Origin of the sequence: Rhizocola hellebori (assembly GCF_016862955.1) — a bacterium.
Lineage (GTDB): Bacteria > Actinomycetota > Actinomycetes > Mycobacteriales > Micromonosporaceae > Rhizocola > Rhizocola hellebori.
In genome coordinates, this window is sequence record NZ_BONY01000054.1 from 27,048 (window position 1) to 41,521 (window position 14,474).

Consider the following 14,474-nt stretch of genomic DNA (forward strand, 5'->3'; position numbering starts at 1 on the left):
GAAACACGGCCGGACGGGCTTTAGCGTTAGTTCTCCACATTGGACAGTGAGAGCTGGTCGAGCCGGCTGAGGATGACGCCTTCCCGCAGTGCCCACGGGCAGATGCGCAACTCGTCGATGCCAAGCCGGCGCATGGTGTGCTCGGCCACCACGGCCCCGGCCGCGAGCTGATGGGCCCGGCTCGGGCTCACCCCGTCAAGCTCGCCAAGCGCGACCGAAGGGATTCGCTGCACGAAAGCCCTTACCTGATGCAGCCCGGTCATCGTCAGCGAGCGCGGCACCCACAGCCCTTCCCCGCTCGGGGCGGCGCCGGCCAGGCGGGCCAGCGTGCGAAAGGTCTTCGAGGTCGCAGCGGCGAACTCCCATCCGCCGATCTTGTCCAGCTCCTTGTGCTCCAGCTTGTTGTCCACATAGGACTCAAGCGCCTCCACCTCTTCCGGCAACGGCGGATCGTGCGAGAGCTTGTTGCGGGTGAGCCTGCCCGCGCCGAGCGGAAGCGAGACCGCGATTTCGGGCGACTCGTCGACCCCGGCCGCGATTTCCAGCGACCCGCCGCCGATGTCCAGCACCAGCAGCCTTCCCGCCGACCAGCCGAACCAGCGGCGCACCGCCAGAAACGTCATCCGCGCCTCGTCCTCGCCCGAGAGCACCCGCAGATCGACGCCCGTGTCCAGCCAAACCCGGCGCAGAACGTCGGCCGAGTTGCTCGCGTCCCGCACGGCTGAGGTGGCGAATGCCAGTAACTCGTCCACCTCCAGGCGTCGCGCGGCCTCCTTGGCCCGAGCGCACGCCTGTACCAGCGAATGGGAGCCCTCCTTGGTCAGCGAACCGTCGCCGTTGAGCTGCTCGGCCAGGCGCAGCCTTTCCTTCTGGGAGTGCGCGGGCCAGGGATGTGCGCCCGGATGGGCATCGACCACCAGCAGGTGGACCGTGTTGGAACCGACGTCGAGAACACCGAGCCGCATGCGCCTACCGTAATGCCCTTCGGGCGCGTCGTAGTCTGGGCTCTGTGAAAGAGGTAGCGCTGGGTTTCCCCAGGGAGTGGATCGAGTTCGCCGATCCAGCCGACTCCAACCATGTGATCCGCGCCGACATGACCTGGCTGCTCTCCCGCTGGAGTTGCATCTACGGCGTGGGCTGCAAGGGCATTCTGAAAGGCCGAGCGGTGGAGGGATGCTGTTCGCACGGCGCGTTCTTCACCGATAAGGAGGACATCGCCCGGGTGAAGGCGGCGGTGAAGAAGCTGACCCCGACGACGTGGCAGCACTTCCGCAAGGGCTACAAGAACTGGACCGAGGTCGACGAGCTCGACGACCAGCCTGCCCGGCGCACGGCCACCCGCCCCGGCGCGGGTTGTGTCTTCCAGAACGACCCCGGTTTCGCCGCAGGCGGCGGCTGCGCCCTGCACGGTCAGGCGCTGCGCGATGGGGTTCATCCACTGGAGTACAAGCCGGATGTGTGCTGGCAGCTGCCGATCCGGCGCGGCCAGGACTGGGTCACCCGACCCGATGAGACCAAGATCCTGCTTTCCACCATCGGCGAGTTCGACCGGCGCGCCTGGGGCTCGGGCGGCCACGAGCTGAACTGGTGGTGCACCTCGTCACCAGACGCGCATGTGGGCACCGATGTGGTCTATGTCAGCTATGGCCCCGAGCTGACCGCGCTTCTGGGCGAGAAGGCCTACGCCGAGCTTTCCCGTCTCTGCCGGGAGCGCCTCGGCAAGGGCCTGGTCGCACCGCACCCGGCAACGGTTGCGCAAAACCAGTCAGTGGCTGGAAACGAAAAGGCAAAACGGATGCCCCGCCGGGTCTAGATAGACCCTCACGTCATCCTGCGGCTGGAACTCGGCGAGCGTTGCGCCTGCGGCTACTGCGCGGGCGCCCGCCTCCGCCAGATCCTCCACCGCTATGTCGAGGTGGACCTGCATCTGCTGGTCGCCCGGCCCGGCCGGCCAGACCGGCGGCACATGCTCCGGCTCCAGCTGGAACGACAGGCCCGCACCCTCGGGGGCCTTGAGCGTCACCCACTCCGGCTCGTCGCTGCCGAGCTCCCAGCCCAGCAACCGCTGGTAGAAACCAGCCAGCGCCCTCGGCTCGGGCGCGCCCAGCACGATTCCCTTCAGCCTCACCTGTTGTCCTCCAAGCTTTCGGTGTACCTGTTCTGCGCCGCCTCGAGCGCCCCGGACTCAGCCTTGGTCAGTTTCCGGAACAGCTGAATTTCAAAAGTCACCGCTTTGCCCTTGACCGTGCGCCGCCAGTGCCCGATCAGCCTCCCGTTGAGCAGGATGGAGTTGTAGTAGACGGCAGCCTGGCGAGTCAGGCTGGGCATGGCCAGCGCGTCACGGCTCTCCGTGTAGGCCATCCCTATCTCGTCATAAACCTGGATCAGGTCTACCCTCGGTTGCGCCATCTTCGGCTCGGGCAGCTCGCGGCCGAACCAGTAGGATCGTCCATCCACGACGGTGTTCAGCACCTCGTTTCCGAGCATTGCCAAGCCTTTGCGGCCGTCGGCCTGGGTCAGCCCCGACCACCATGCGAAGTCCTTGAGCGTGGCCGGGCCGCGCGTGGTGAAGTAGCGGCGCACCAGCTCGGCCAGCGCCTCCTCACGGCTCAGGACTATCGCGTCGGGGGCCCTTTCCTCAATCAGTGCATAGGTTTGCTGCTTGCCCCTCGGCGCCCCGCTGCAGATGATCCCGTCCAGCTCCGCCCGCATGAGGACAAGCGTGAACGCCAGATTTTCCAAGGTCAGCCCCGCGTTTTCGAGCACCGCGCGCATCTGCTTGCGCTCGAGCTGCTGCCCACCCTTGAGCGCCTTGACGAACAACGCGTTGGTCTTCTTGAAATCCGTCAAACCGTTGGCGCGGTAGTAGGGCGCGTTCACCGCGTGCACCCGGTGGCCGGTCAGCTCCAGCATCCAGCGGATGTCCTCGCGCGCCACGAAGTGCCACGTGGGCCGCATGACATGGGTGCGCAGAATCCTGCCGTCGGCGATGAGCTCGTCCACCATGGGCTCGGTGACGTTCTTCGTGCGCTGCACTATCGACCAGCGCGCATAGGGGAACTCTTGTGCCTGTAGCGCGGCGAAACTTCTCACCCCGGAATGGATGTCCTGGAAAGGCTCACCCCAGAGCCGCTGGTTGACCATCCGCAAGGCCGCAATTTCCCCATGCGAGAACATCACTCGATGCTATCGGGCAGACTCCGGGCGGCGAACCAGAAGTAGATGCCCGACGCCGTGACGATGAGGGCGGCGCAGCCGAACACGGCGTCTATGCGGCCAAGGTGCATGCCGAACAGCGTCGTGTCCAGGTCCTTCAGGACGGTGCTCACCAGCACGCTGGTGACGGCGATGGAGACGATTGCCCCGAGCCGGTTCGCCGGCATGATCACCGCGAAGACCCGGCCCAGGAGATCCCGCGGCACCACCCGCATCAGCACGGGCGCCAGCGCCGTGTTGAGCGCGCCGATGCAGTAGCCGAGCCCGGCGATCACCGCCAGTGCCGGCCACACGCTTTCCAGGCGCGAATAGGCGAAGAGAAACGCTCCGCTGAGCACAAAGCCACCCACGATGACCCGGACATGACCGAGCCGGTCACCCAGAAAGCCACCGGTGAACGAGCCGATGACCGCGCCCACCCCGAAGGCCCCACCGAGCACGCCGAACCACTTCGGCTCGGCGTTGAGGTTCTCGGCCACGAAGTAGAGATCCAGCGCAACGAACGCCCCAATCCCGAGCTGGACGACGACGGCAAGGATCAGCACGGCACGTACCAGCGAATGACCGCCGATGAACCGCATTCCCGAGACGAACTCGCGCCACACGCCGGCCGATTCCTCGCGCGGCTTTGCTGGCGGGACGGCCGCCGGATCCACTTTGATGAGCCGGATCAGCAGGTAGGACACGAGAAATGACAGCGCGTTGACGGTGATCGCCCAGGGCACGCCGACGCTCACCAACAGCGGCGCGGCCAGCGGTGGGCCGATGATCGAGGCCAATGCGCCCGCGGACTGGGCGTAGCCGGAGGCCCGCCCCTGCATCTCCTCCGGAACGATGTCGCGCAGCAGCACTATCCGCGACGGATTGAAGAACTGTGAGGCCGCCGTATCGAGCGCGACCACCACGGCGATGATGGTGAGGGTCACCGGCAACGGCAGCGTCACCACGCTGACGACGATCAGGGAGCTGATCAGAGCCGCCCGGATGAGGTCCATCCGGAGCATGGTGCGCCGGGCTTCCCAGCGATCCACGAACACGCCCGCGATCGGCCCGAGAAAGATGATGACGATCGAGGTGACGATGAGCACGACGCTGCTGACCGCGGGGGCGTAACCCTTGCCCGCCAGGAGAACGTAGCCGATCCAGATCAGCAGGGTGGTGCCGAAAACCTCGTCGCCCACGACCGAGATCGTCTGTCCAAACCAGAGCTTCGCGTAGTTCCGGTTGATGAGCATCCAAAGACATTAGGACAGCACAGCCGATCTCGCTGCCCCGGTTTACGGCTCGAACTTGTAACCCAGCCCTCGCACGGTGACCAGAAAGCGCGGCGTGGACGGCTCCGGCTCGATTTTGGACCGAAGCCGCTTCACATGCACGTCAAGGGTTTTGGTATCGCCAACATAGTCGGCTCCCCACACCCGGTCGATGAGCTGACCCCGGGTCAGCACCCGGCCGGCGTTGCGCAGCAGCAGCTCCAGAAGCTCGAACTCCTTGAGCGGCAACTGAACCGCAGCGCCGTCGACGGTGACCACGTGCCGCTCGACGTCCATGCGCACCGGTCCGGCGGTCAGGGTGGCACCGGCGTGCTCGACCACCTCCGAGGTCTGCCGGCGCAGCACGGCACGGATCCGGGCGACCAGCTCGCGCGGCGAGTACGGCTTGGTGACGTAGTCATCCGCGCCGATTTCGAGACCCACCACCTTATCGATCTCGCTGTCCCGCGCGGTCACCATGATGATCGGCACATTGGAGCGCTGCCTGAGCTGGCGGCAGACCTCCGTGCCGGGCATCTCCGGCAGCATCAGGTCGAGAAGAACGATGTCGGCGCCGGTGCGGTCGAACTCGGTCAGCGCGGCTGTTCCGGTTGCCGCGAGCGAGACCTCGAAGCCCTCCTTGCGCAGCATGTAGGACAGCACATCGGAGAACGATTCCTCATCCTCAACCACGAGCACTCGTGACATCACTGACCAATCTCCTCATGTATTGCCGATACTTCTAGCGCGTCCGGTGGACGGGCCGGAAGACGCAGGGTGAACGTCGAGCCACCGCCGAGCCGACTGCGCACGTCCACCCTCCCGCCATGGTTGGTAGCTATGTGCTTCACGATGGCCAGCCCGAGCCCGGTGCCGCCGGTAGCACGCGACCGGGCCTGGTCGGCTCGATAGAAACGCTCGAATACTCTGTCAAGGTCTGCCGGGCCGATGCCTATTCCCTGGTCCGAGACGCTGATGTCGACGCGTTCGCCATCGGCGAGAGCGCTGACGATCACCGCTGAGCCCTCCGGGGAGTAGGCGACCGCGTTCTCCACCAGGTTTCCCAGCGCCGTGGCGAACTGGCTGTCCCGGCCATAGATGGTCAGCCCTCTGGTGCCCACCACCACCAGCTCTATCCCCTTGGCCGTGGCCGCGGTGCGGCTGCGGTCGACGGCATCGGCCACCACCCAGTCGACCGAAACCGGCTCCGGGTCGGGCAGCGGCTCCGCGCCCTGCAGCCGGGAAAGCTCCATGAGCTCGGTCACCAACTGGCCCAGGCGCGCGCTTTCGCGCTGGATGCGCTCGGCGAAGCGGCGGCCCGCGGCGACATCGGTGGCCGGGTCGGCACCGGACGCCTCCGGGTCGGTCGCGTCGAGCAGGCCCTCCGCGAGCAACTGCAATGCCCCGATGGGCGTTTTCAGCTCGTGGCTCACGTTGGCGACGAAGTCGCGGCGCACCCTTTCCACGCGATGGGCCTCGGTGACATCGGCCGCCTCGATGCAGATCATCCCGCCGCCGATGGCGACCGCGCGCAGGTGCACGCCAAGCGGCTCGCCCACCCGCGGCAGGTCCACCTCCACCTCCCGGCGTACGCCGGTGTGGCGCACCTGGCCGGAAAGGCTGCGCAGCACGGGGTGCGCGCTCACCACACCCGGCTGACCGCCGGCCCGCAGCAGACCCATCGCCCGCGCCGCCGGGTTGGCGAGCACCACCTGATCGGTGGCATCGAGCAAGACCACGCCGACCCGCAACGAGTCGAGGCTCTTACGCCCCATCCCCGCCATCGGATCGACGATAGGCTGCGCCACGGCAGCCGTCTCATTACGCCTTGCCCACCTCACGCTGCGATCGTAGGTCACACAGTTCACCTGGCGTTCCACCAGATTGAAGTGAAATGTCCGTAAAAGCGGCAACAGACGTGCGAAGTTCACTTTCAGGCCCGGTCTCGTTCACCATCGTTCACCCTGTAGTCGCCACCCGGTCTTATGGTGACTTTGTTCTCTGCCCCTATTTCCGGAGTGATCCATGCGCGAGGAATTCCGAGCTGACCTGTATGAAGTCGGCCGCCTGCTGGTTTCGATGGCCGAGGCGGTGCGCACCGCAATGGGGGCCGCCACCACGGCGTTGCTCAGTGCCGACAAAGAGGGAGCCGAGCGCGTGGTCGCCCGCGATGCGGAGATCAATGCGATCTTCCACTCGGTCGAGGACAAAGTGTTGCGCCTGCTTGCACAGCAGGCGCCGGTGGCGTCCGACCTGCGCATGGTGATCACTTCGTTGCACATCGGCACCGATCTGGAGCGTATGGGCGACCTCGCCGAGCACGTGGCCAAGTCGGCCCTGCGGCGCTACCCCGGGGTGGCTGTGCCCGCGGAGCTGGCGGGAGTGGTCGGCCAGATGGCCAACGTGGCGGACCGCATCGCCGGAAAAATCACCCTTGTGCTCGCCAGTCGCGATCTGGAGCGGGCCGCCGAGCTCGAGCGTGACGATGATGACATGGACGAGCTCGAACGTCAGCTCTACACCCGCATCCTCGGCCCGGATTGGAAACACGGCGTCGAAGCCGCGGTGGATGCGGCATTGCTGGGCCGCTTCTACGAGCGCTACGCCGACCACGCCGTAAACGCCGGCCGCCACGTCATCTACCTGGTGACCGGCGAAAGCGAGAAGTGAGCGGCAACGCCAGCTCCCACTAAGCACATCGCGAGCAGCGCCGCCTTCGTGGCAGCCCTGCCCGCGATGATCGTCGCTATTTCGGGGAAAACGCGACAATCGCCGTGTCGGTCGGCGGCGCAGCCGCCGGGCGCGGCCAAGCACGCACGGATGTGCCGCGCGGGAGCTCGCGGCGAGCGACCACAACGTTGCGGCGCAATAAAATTGCAGTTACTTGGTCGTGGCGCCGGTGAGGCCGGACTGGACCTGGCGGTGGAAGACCAGATATACGGCCAGAATCGGGAGCATGGCGAGGGTCATGCCGGCGAAGAGGCGGGCGAAGTCGGTCTCGTAGCGCGCTTCGGCGGCCAGCTCCAGCAGGCCCTGGGTCAGCACCTTCGGGTCGCCCTGCTTCATCAGCACGGTGGGCAGGATGAACTGGTTCCACTGACCGATGACGTTGAAGATCCCGATTCCGATCATGCCGGGCTTGGCCATCGGGAGCATGACCTGAAAGAAGGTCCGGACGTGGCCCGCGCCGTCGACCGAGGCGGCCTCGGCGATGGTGGTGGGCAGGGTCCGGAAGAAGGCGTGCAGGAAGAAGATGGTGAACGGCATCGAGTAGGCGACATAGACCAGGATCAGACCGCCATAGGTGCCGCGCCCGATCACGCTTTCCAGGCCGGTGACCTCGCCGACCTTCCCCACCGTCAGGTATAGCGGCATCATGCCGAGATAGATCGGCATGGTGAGCCCGGCCACGAAGATCCAGTAGACGACGCGGTTGCCACGGAACGGATAGCGCGCCAACACGTAGGCCGCCATCGATCCCAGCAGCATCGTCAGGGTCACGCCGCCGGTGAGCACCACGAGCGTGTTGAAGAAGAACTCGCCGATGTGGCCCTTGGTCCACGCGCGCCCGAAGGCATCGAGCCGCCATTCCGCCGGGAGCCCCAGCGGGGAGTGGATGATTTCCTGATCGGTCTTGAAGGACTGGATCGTGGCCCAGATCAGGGGAACGGTGACCAGCAGACCCCACACGATGAGGAAGGTGTGCGAAAAAGCGTTCGCCACCAAGCCTTTTGCCGGGTCCGGGGAAGCTTGCTTGTCGTTGGAAGACATCTCTCTTCCCCTCTCAGAACTCGATCTTGTCGCGGCTGCGGGTCACGCGGAACTGCAGCGCAGCGAAGAGCAAGGTGATGATCGCGATGGAGATACCGGTGGCGCAGGCGTAGGCGAAGGCGTCGTACCGGCTCGGGCGCAAGACGTTTGACATCATCACCGAGCTCATCACCTCGCTCGCGTGGTTGGGGCCACCGCCGCCCGGATCCGGGGTCAGGCCGATCACCAGGGCGTAAAAGTCAAGCGCCGCAATGCCCAGATAGACCCACGCCACCGAGACGTGGTCGCGCAGCAGCGGAAGCGTCACCTTGTAGAAGCTCTGCACCCGGGTCGCGCCGTCGAGCGTCGCCGCCTCGAAGATGTCCTTCGGGATCGACTGCATCGCGGCGGAGAAAAGCACCAGATAGAACCCGACACTGCCCCAGACAGCGATGGCGATCAGGCAGACCAGGACCACCGGGATGTCCAGCGTCATCGATCCAATGTGGATTTGCGGGGTACCGAACGCAGGCGTGGGATCGGCGAGGAACAGCTCCGGGTCATTCTGCTCGACGAGCCCCAGCTTCATCAGCAAAGCGTTGAGCATGCCGCCATCGTTGCTCTGCAACACCCGCCGCCAGATGACCGCGACGATGGCGATCGACATGACCTGGGGGAAGAAGAAGATGAACTTGTATATGGAGGAGCCGAAGACGCCCCGCACGCCCGCCTTGTCGCTGCGACCGCCCACGTTGAGCATGAACGCGAAGAAGAGCGCGATCAGGATCGTGATGATGGGGAAGATGGTGAGCACGACGACGTTGTGCCCGATGGCGCGCAGGAAGACCTCGTCGTCAAGCAGATTGCCGAAGTTCTCGAACCCGACGATCTTCCAGTCCGGGTTCAGGCCGTCGAAGTCCGTGACCGAGAAGAGCGCCGTCGCTCCGTAGGGCAGGAGCACGTACACCACGTAGAGCACTATCGGAGCGATGAGAAAGCCGGTGATGAACCAGCCTCTGCCCTTCCGCATGTGAGTTCCTTCGGTAGCAAGCCATGGGGCCGGCCGTCATGCATAGCCGGCCCCATGGGGATGAACATCAGGCGTCGGTACGCTTCTGCTTCGTGATCTTGTCGTCCTTGGCGACCGCGTCAGCGGCCTTCTGGACCTCGTCCATGAACTGAGCCGGAGTGATACGGCCAGCCATGAGCTCGGTCGCCTGGGTGCCAACGGCCTTCTGCAGGGTCGGGTACCAACCCTCGTAGAACCAGGTGATGACCTCGGGCGCTTCCGCGGCCGCCTTCGAGGCGGAGGTGAGCGCGCTGGAGATGGTCAGACCATCCGCGGCACCCTTGACCACCGGCAGCGACTTGGTGAGCTCGGCGAACTTGCGGGCCGATTCCTTGCTCAGCATCATGCGCAGGAACTCAAGACCACCGGCGGTGTTCTTGGCCTTCTTCGGCACCACGAAGCCCTCGCCGGGCGCCGCGTGGATGGTGCCGAACTTGGCCTTGTCGGCGGTGGTGATGTCCCACGGCGCGGCAACGGAAAGCTTCGCGTTGCCGATCGTCTTGGCCATCTCACCCTCGAGCCACGAGCCACACCAGATGAACAGCGCCTTGCCGTCGATGACGGCCTGCTGGGTGGTGGTGTGGTCGAGACCGGCGGCGCCGGCCTGGACCCAGCCCTTGCCCACCATCTCGGCGAGGTGCTCAACAGCGCCCTTGACCGCTTCGGACTTCCACGCGTTGGGCTCGAGGTGATCGATCGCGACGATCGCGGACTTGCCGCCGACCTTCCAGATCCACTCGTTCACGACGTTGTGGATGTACCAGGAGTGGATGCCCTGGAACGTGTAAGCAGCAATGCCCTTGGCCTTGGCGGCCTCGGCCAGCGTGGTGAACTCGGCCCACGTCTTCGGCGCCTTCCAGCCCTCCTTGTCGAACAGGGTCTGGTTGTACCAGTGCGCGTAGATGGAGTAGGCGTAGTTCAGCGTGTACGGCTTGCCATCGTGCAGACCGGACTCGACGGTCCCGGCCACCAGGGTGTCCTTGACCTTCTTGCCCGGCTCGTCGTAGCTGTCGGAGTTGAGCAGCTCGGTCAGGTCGACCAGCTGGTCACCCTTGACGAGGTTGCCCACCGGGATGGTCTCCGGTGAGGAGTTGTTCAGCACGTCCGGCGGGTTGCCACCGTAGAAGCGGGGCTGGTAGTCGGTGAGGATCAGCTTGGAGTACTTGACCTCGGCCTTGCCGTACTTGCCGGAGAACTTGGTCTTGTTGAACTCGAAGTAGTCCTTGCCGAAGCCGCCGTCGAAGCCGGCAACCTCAAGGCCCTTGTCCTTGGCGACACCAAACGGGTTGTCCTTGGTCTTCTCTCCGGTCGCGCCGTCGGTGGATCCATCGTCGCCGCAGGCGGCCAGGAATCCAGCGGCAGGGGTGGCGAGCAGACCGGCGGCCGCCGCCCGCCGCAGCACTGTGCGGCGAGTGAGGTCCGACGGGCTGTCGGGGGATACGGTCATGACATCTCCTCGTAATGCGAGATACAGCGGCGCGTCGGGGCAATCCCCGCGTCTGCTTTTAGGGGTTCTTCATCCAGCGCAAGCAACGCTGGAGTTTCTGGGACCGTCATGCGGCTACCTCCCGGAGGCGGTGCCCGGCGACCGCTTGTGCGGTGCGCTGGAAGGCGGCGTGGGATCGATCGTGGGTGCGCTGCGCGACCGCGATGTAGAGCAGGTCGAGCAACACCAGTTGCGGGTGGCGGGCGGAGAGTGCGTCAGGCCGGAAGGTGGTGGCCTGAGTGGCGGTCAGCAGCACTATGTCGGCCACGTCTGCCAGCGGGGAGCGCGGAAAACTTGTCAGGGCAACGGTTACAGCCCCGCGGCTGCCCGCTTCGGCGATCATTTCGATCGTCTCGCGGGTCTGGCCGGAGTGCGAGATGCCAAGGGCGACATCCCTTTCGCGCAGCAGGGCGGCGCTGGCGAGTCCATTGTGGACATCCGGCCATGACCAGGCGGCCACGCCGATGCGGTGCAGCGAGAACTGCATCTCCGCCCCGACGAGCGCCGACCCGGAGGCGCCGTAGATGTCCACGCGATTGGCGGCGGCGATGGCGTCGGCCGCCCTTTCCACCTCGGTCAGATCGGTCATCGCCGCGGTGTCGCGCATGGCCTGGGTGTCGGCCGCCATGATCTGCCCGAGCACGCGCTCAAGCGAATCGGTCGGCTCGATCTCCCGGCCAATGTCGACAGCCCACCCGGCGGAGCGGGCCGCGCGCCCGGTTTCCCCGGCGATGGCTAGCCGCAGATCCGCGTAGCCCTCGAAACCGAGAGCGCGGCAGAACCGCGTGATGGTGGCCGGCGAGGTGCCGGAACGCTCGGCAAGCTCCACAATGGTGGCTCGCGATGCCCCGGCGGGATCGGTCAGCACCTGCTCCGCCACGCGTCGCAGGGCACCGGTGAACTCGGGCAGGCGACCGCGGAGTCGAACCAGCACGCTGTCGGGGCCGGCCTCCTCGTAAGCGCCTCGTTCCACCGCGTCAACCTCGCCTTTTTCTGGAAGGAGTGTTAACTGTTAGTGGAAAGAATTCTTACTCAAAAGGCCGGAGTGTCAACAGCCAGCCGCCAAGTTTTCAAACTGTTACAAGGAAGCTCCACCGTTCGGCCTAGAGCGGCTAGACCGAAAGGTGGAGCTATTGATACCCAACCGTCAGGCGGCTACTGGCTCCGCGACGGACAGCGCCGCCCGCTCACGATCGAGGCGGCTCTCCCGGGCCGCCGAAGCGGCGAGGTGACCCCACCCGCCCGCCAGGCCCAGCACACCGCAAACGATCCAGTGCCAGGCGCCCAGGGTCTGCAGGCTCCACCCGCCGACCGCCGGGGCGACGAAGAAGGCGGCCGGAAAGACCAAATTGAACACTCCTTGGTACCGAGCCCGCATGTGCCAAGGCGCGAGCTCCGCGATCACCGAAGCATTGGCGGGCGCCGCGAACATCTGCCCCAAGGTCCAGATGACGGCCGCGCCAAGGTAGACCCACGCCAGGTCGGCGAAGGCCACCGAAGCGAAGCCGAAGGCGAGCAAGGTGAACGAGAAAGCGAGCACCCGCCCGTGCCGGCGATGCCCCACCAGCTTCGGCACGAAGAGCTGACCGAGCACGATCATGGCGCCGCCCAGCGACACCACCAGACCGTAGACCGCCGGGCGCAGCCCGTCCGCGGCCATCGCCAGCTGGACCGTGGAAACTCCTTGCGCGGTAAGCAAAGCGAGCACGAAGGTGAGCCCGACGAAGGCCATGAACACCCGATCGGTGAGCACCCGGCCCAGCCCCGGTCTGGGGCCGGTGGTGGACCGGGTGGGCAGGGTCTCTGGTACCCAGAAAAGAATGAGCAGAGCCGTGATGGCGGTCATGCTCGCATCGGCGACGAACAGCGCGAAGAAACTGAACTCTGCCACTATTCCGGCCAGGGCCGCCGCCACCGCGCTGCCCATGTTGAAGGCCCAGAACTGGAGATTGAAGGCGCGCGGCCGGTCGGCTTCCGGTGTCACGTCGACGATGGCGGCCACCATCGCCGGGCTGGGCAACATGTGGGTCAGTCCCAGCAGGATCGCGAGCAGGGCGATGAGCCAGAGCGGCCCGGCGAATCCGAGCGCCAGCATGAGAATCGCGCTGGCCGAGGTCCCGAGCAGGTAGGTGCGCTTGCGCCCCCAGCGATCGGCGAGCACACCCCCGGTCAGCGTGCCGATGGCGCCGCCCGCACCGTAGCCACCGGTGATCAACCCGGCCATCGCCAGCGTGGTGCCCCGAGCCGTGGTCAGATACGTCGGCAGCAGCAGCATGCCGAAAGCGCCGATTCGGTTGACCAGCAAGGCGGTGAACAGCGTCCAGAAGGTGCGCGGCAACCCACCCACCGTGTCGCTAAGAAACCGCCGCAACTGCCACCTCCGGCTGACGCTGGGCCGCCGCTAGCTCAGCGATGCGCCGCTCCCGGCTCGGACCGCTGAACCACTGTCCAATCGCGACAGCCACCCCGAGACCGGCCAGGACCAGCCAGAGCGTTGCCGGTGGGGCCTGGTCGAGCAGAATACCGCCGAGGACCGGGGCGATGAAGTTGGCCAGGGTGAAACCCATCGAGGCCACACCCTGGTACCGGCCGCGCATCTGCGCCTGCGAAAGGTCGGCGACATAGGCGCCGTTGATCGGAGCATTGATCATCTCACCGGCCGTCCAGACCACCACCGTGAGCATGAGCAACGGCACCGTTCCCGCGATGGCCACCGAGCCCATCCCAAGCCCGACAAGCAAAGCCGCCGCGACCAGAACGCTGGTGCGACTGCGCTTGCCGATCAGCCGCGGCACGAAGAGCTGGCCAACCACGATCATCACGCCGTTGACCGCGATGACCGTGCCATAGTCGGCGGGGTCGAGCCCGCGCTGGTGCATCGCGATCGGGATCAGCTTGCACGCCTCGATGATGATCCACAGCCCCAGGTTCAGCGCCACGAACACCATGAAGAGGCGGTCCCGGAAGACCGTCATGATGCTGCCATTGACCGGAGCCGAGTCCACCCGCACCACGCTTCGCGTCTCCGGGACCAGCCCGAACACCAGCCCCGCGGTGATGAGCTGCGCCGCGGCGTTGAGCAGGAAGACGGTCATGTGCGGGGCGTGCGCCAGGACGCCGGCCAGGATCGCGGCCACCGAGAACCCGATGTTGATGGCCCAGTAGTTGAGGTTCATGCCCTTGAGCCGGCTCGACGGCCCGAGCACATCCACCATCGTGGCGCCAAAGGCGGGCCGGCCGATACCGTTCCAGAATCCGAAGAGCGTGGCCAGAACCGCAATCCCGACCGGTTGCATAGTCAGACCCAGTCCGACCGCGGTCGCCGCGAGCATCACATTGGAGACCAGGATGCTGCGCCGGCGGCCCCAGCGATCCGCGAGCACACCCCCCGCCAGCGAGCCGAGCGCCATTCCGCCACCGAACAGGCCGAGCACCAGACCGGCGAAGGTAGCGCTGAACCCGTAGTGGGCCACCATATTGATCTCTAGGTAGAGCATGACGAAGGCGCCACTGCGGTTGATCAGGGTAGCTGTCCACAGGTACCAAAAAGTTTGGGGTAAGCCACGCACACGGATACTGTGCCTTACCGCTCTCGCCTAAGTCACGCGCTTTCGAGCGTGGCGCCGCCCACACAATCCGGTTGCGCGCCACCACGTCGGAACCCAGCGCCTGGTCCGCATTGTGGGCCAAAGAGCCAATG

The 14,474-nt window shown here is 65.9% G+C and carries 14 protein-coding genes; 2 read left to right on the top strand and 12 right to left on the bottom strand.

Features of this window, described 5'->3' with window-relative positions; all coding sequences use genetic code 11:
* Positions 1 to 26 precede the first annotated feature (26 nt).
* A complete protein-coding gene (locus tag Rhe02_RS33655) occupies positions 27 to 965 on the bottom strand; it encodes a Ppx/GppA phosphatase family protein (RefSeq protein ID WP_203912478.1) in 939 nt (312 codons plus the stop codon).
* 44 nt (positions 966 to 1,009) lie between these two features.
* On the opposite strand from Rhe02_RS33655, the gene Rhe02_RS33660 reads away from it, so the two are divergent.
* Entirely contained in the window at positions 1,010 to 1,813 is an 804-nt protein-coding gene (locus Rhe02_RS33660) for a DUF3109 family protein (RefSeq protein ID WP_203912479.1), read from the top strand.
* Here the strand turns inward: Rhe02_RS33660 and Rhe02_RS33665 are convergent.
* Genes Rhe02_RS33665 through Rhe02_RS33685 form a run of 5 tightly spaced genes read right to left on the bottom strand, consistent with a single transcriptional unit; the run spans position 1,766 to position 6,310 of the window.
* The gene (locus Rhe02_RS33665) at positions 1,766 to 2,128 is read right to left on the bottom strand and encodes a VOC family protein (RefSeq protein WP_203912480.1); all 363 of its coding nucleotides are present in this window, start codon (positions 2,126 to 2,128) and stop codon (positions 1,766 to 1,768) included. The genes Rhe02_RS33660 and Rhe02_RS33665 overlap by 48 nt on opposite strands.
* Positions 2,125 to 3,177 carry a winged helix DNA-binding domain-containing protein gene (locus tag Rhe02_RS33670; protein ID WP_203912481.1) on the bottom strand — a complete coding sequence of 351 codons (1,053 nt, stop codon included), beginning with the start codon at positions 3,175 to 3,177 and terminating at the stop codon, positions 2,125 to 2,127. Before Rhe02_RS33670 ends, Rhe02_RS33665 begins: the two co-directional genes overlap by 4 nt.
* A complete protein-coding gene (locus Rhe02_RS33675) occupies positions 3,177 to 4,451 on the bottom strand; it encodes an MFS transporter (RefSeq protein WP_203912482.1) in 1,275 nt (424 codons plus the stop codon). The genes Rhe02_RS33670 and Rhe02_RS33675 overlap by 1 nt, the downstream gene beginning before the upstream one ends.
* Before the next feature lie 42 nt (positions 4,452 to 4,493).
* Positions 4,494 to 5,177, bottom strand: a complete 684-nt coding sequence (locus Rhe02_RS33680; RefSeq protein WP_203912483.1) for a response regulator — start codon at positions 5,175 to 5,177, stop codon at positions 4,494 to 4,496.
* Complete coding sequence (locus tag Rhe02_RS33685) at positions 5,177 to 6,310, bottom strand: sensor histidine kinase (protein WP_308442043.1); 1,134 nt, start codon at positions 6,308 to 6,310, stop codon at positions 5,177 to 5,179. The genes Rhe02_RS33680 and Rhe02_RS33685 overlap by 1 nt, the downstream gene beginning before the upstream one ends.
* A gap of 184 nt (positions 6,311 to 6,494) precedes the next feature.
* On the opposite strand from Rhe02_RS33685, the gene phoU reads away from it, so the two are divergent.
* Positions 6,495 to 7,139: a phosphate signaling complex protein PhoU gene (phoU, locus tag Rhe02_RS33690; RefSeq protein WP_203912484.1), complete on the top strand. Its 645-nt coding sequence runs from the start codon at positions 6,495 to 6,497 to the stop codon at positions 7,137 to 7,139.
* A gap of 210 nt (positions 7,140 to 7,349) precedes the next feature.
* Here the strand turns inward: phoU and Rhe02_RS33695 are convergent, their stop codons facing one another.
* The 6 genes from Rhe02_RS33695 to Rhe02_RS33720 all read right to left on the bottom strand — a co-directional run bounded on the left by Rhe02_RS33695 (position 7,350) and on the right by Rhe02_RS33720 (position 14,343).
* Positions 7,350 to 8,240 (bottom strand): carbohydrate ABC transporter permease, encoded by an 891-nt coding sequence (locus Rhe02_RS33695; protein ID WP_203912485.1) that lies wholly within the window; start codon positions 8,238 to 8,240, stop codon positions 7,350 to 7,352.
* 13 nt (positions 8,241 to 8,253) lie between these two features.
* Complete coding sequence (locus tag Rhe02_RS33700; protein WP_203912486.1) at positions 8,254 to 9,249, bottom strand: carbohydrate ABC transporter permease; 996 nt, start codon at positions 9,247 to 9,249, stop codon at positions 8,254 to 8,256.
* A gap of 67 nt (positions 9,250 to 9,316) precedes the next feature.
* Positions 9,317 to 10,735, bottom strand: coding sequence for an N-acetylglucosamine/diacetylchitobiose ABC transporter substrate-binding protein (ngcE, locus tag Rhe02_RS33705; RefSeq protein ID WP_203912487.1), 1,419 nt, complete (start codon positions 10,733 to 10,735; stop codon positions 9,317 to 9,319).
* A gap of 106 nt (positions 10,736 to 10,841) precedes the next feature.
* Positions 10,842 to 11,747: a MurR/RpiR family transcriptional regulator gene (locus tag Rhe02_RS33710; protein WP_203912488.1), complete on the bottom strand. Its 906-nt coding sequence runs from the start codon at positions 11,745 to 11,747 to the stop codon at positions 10,842 to 10,844.
* Between the two features lie 174 nt (positions 11,748 to 11,921).
* Entirely contained in the window at positions 11,922 to 13,145 is a 1,224-nt protein-coding gene (locus Rhe02_RS33715) for an MFS transporter (protein ID WP_239124225.1), read from the bottom strand.
* Complete coding sequence (locus Rhe02_RS33720) at positions 13,129 to 14,343, bottom strand: MDR family MFS transporter (protein WP_203912489.1); 1,215 nt, start codon at positions 14,341 to 14,343, stop codon at positions 13,129 to 13,131. Before Rhe02_RS33720 ends, Rhe02_RS33715 begins: the two co-directional genes overlap by 17 nt.
* Between the last annotated feature and the right edge of the window lie 131 nt (positions 14,344 to 14,474).

Excerpts from the sequence above, each read along its gene's own strand:
- Rhe02_RS33655 (WP_203912478.1), bottom strand. The coding sequence starts at position 965 with ATGCGGCTCGGTGTTCTCGACGTCGGTTCCAACACGGTCCACCTGCTG.
- Rhe02_RS33670 (WP_203912481.1), bottom strand. The coding sequence starts at position 3,177 with ATGTTCTCGCATGGGGAAATTGCGGCCTTGCGGATGGTCAACCAGCGG.
- Rhe02_RS33675 (WP_203912482.1), bottom strand. The coding sequence starts at position 4,451 with ATGCTCATCAACCGGAACTACGCGAAGCTCTGGTTTGGACAGACGATC.
- Rhe02_RS33680 (WP_203912483.1), bottom strand. The coding sequence starts at position 5,177 with ATGTCACGAGTGCTCGTGGTTGAGGATGAGGAATCGTTCTCCGATGTG.
- phoU (WP_203912484.1), top strand. The coding sequence starts at position 6,495 with ATGCGCGAGGAATTCCGAGCTGACCTGTATGAAGTCGGCCGCCTGCTG.
- Rhe02_RS33695 (WP_203912485.1), bottom strand. The coding sequence starts at position 8,240 with ATGTCTTCCAACGACAAGCAAGCTTCCCCGGACCCGGCAAAAGGCTTG.
- Rhe02_RS33700 (WP_203912486.1), bottom strand. The coding sequence starts at position 9,249 with ATGCGGAAGGGCAGAGGCTGGTTCATCACCGGCTTTCTCATCGCTCCG.
- ngcE (WP_203912487.1), bottom strand. The coding sequence starts at position 10,735 with ATGACCGTATCCCCCGACAGCCCGTCGGACCTCACTCGCCGCACAGTG.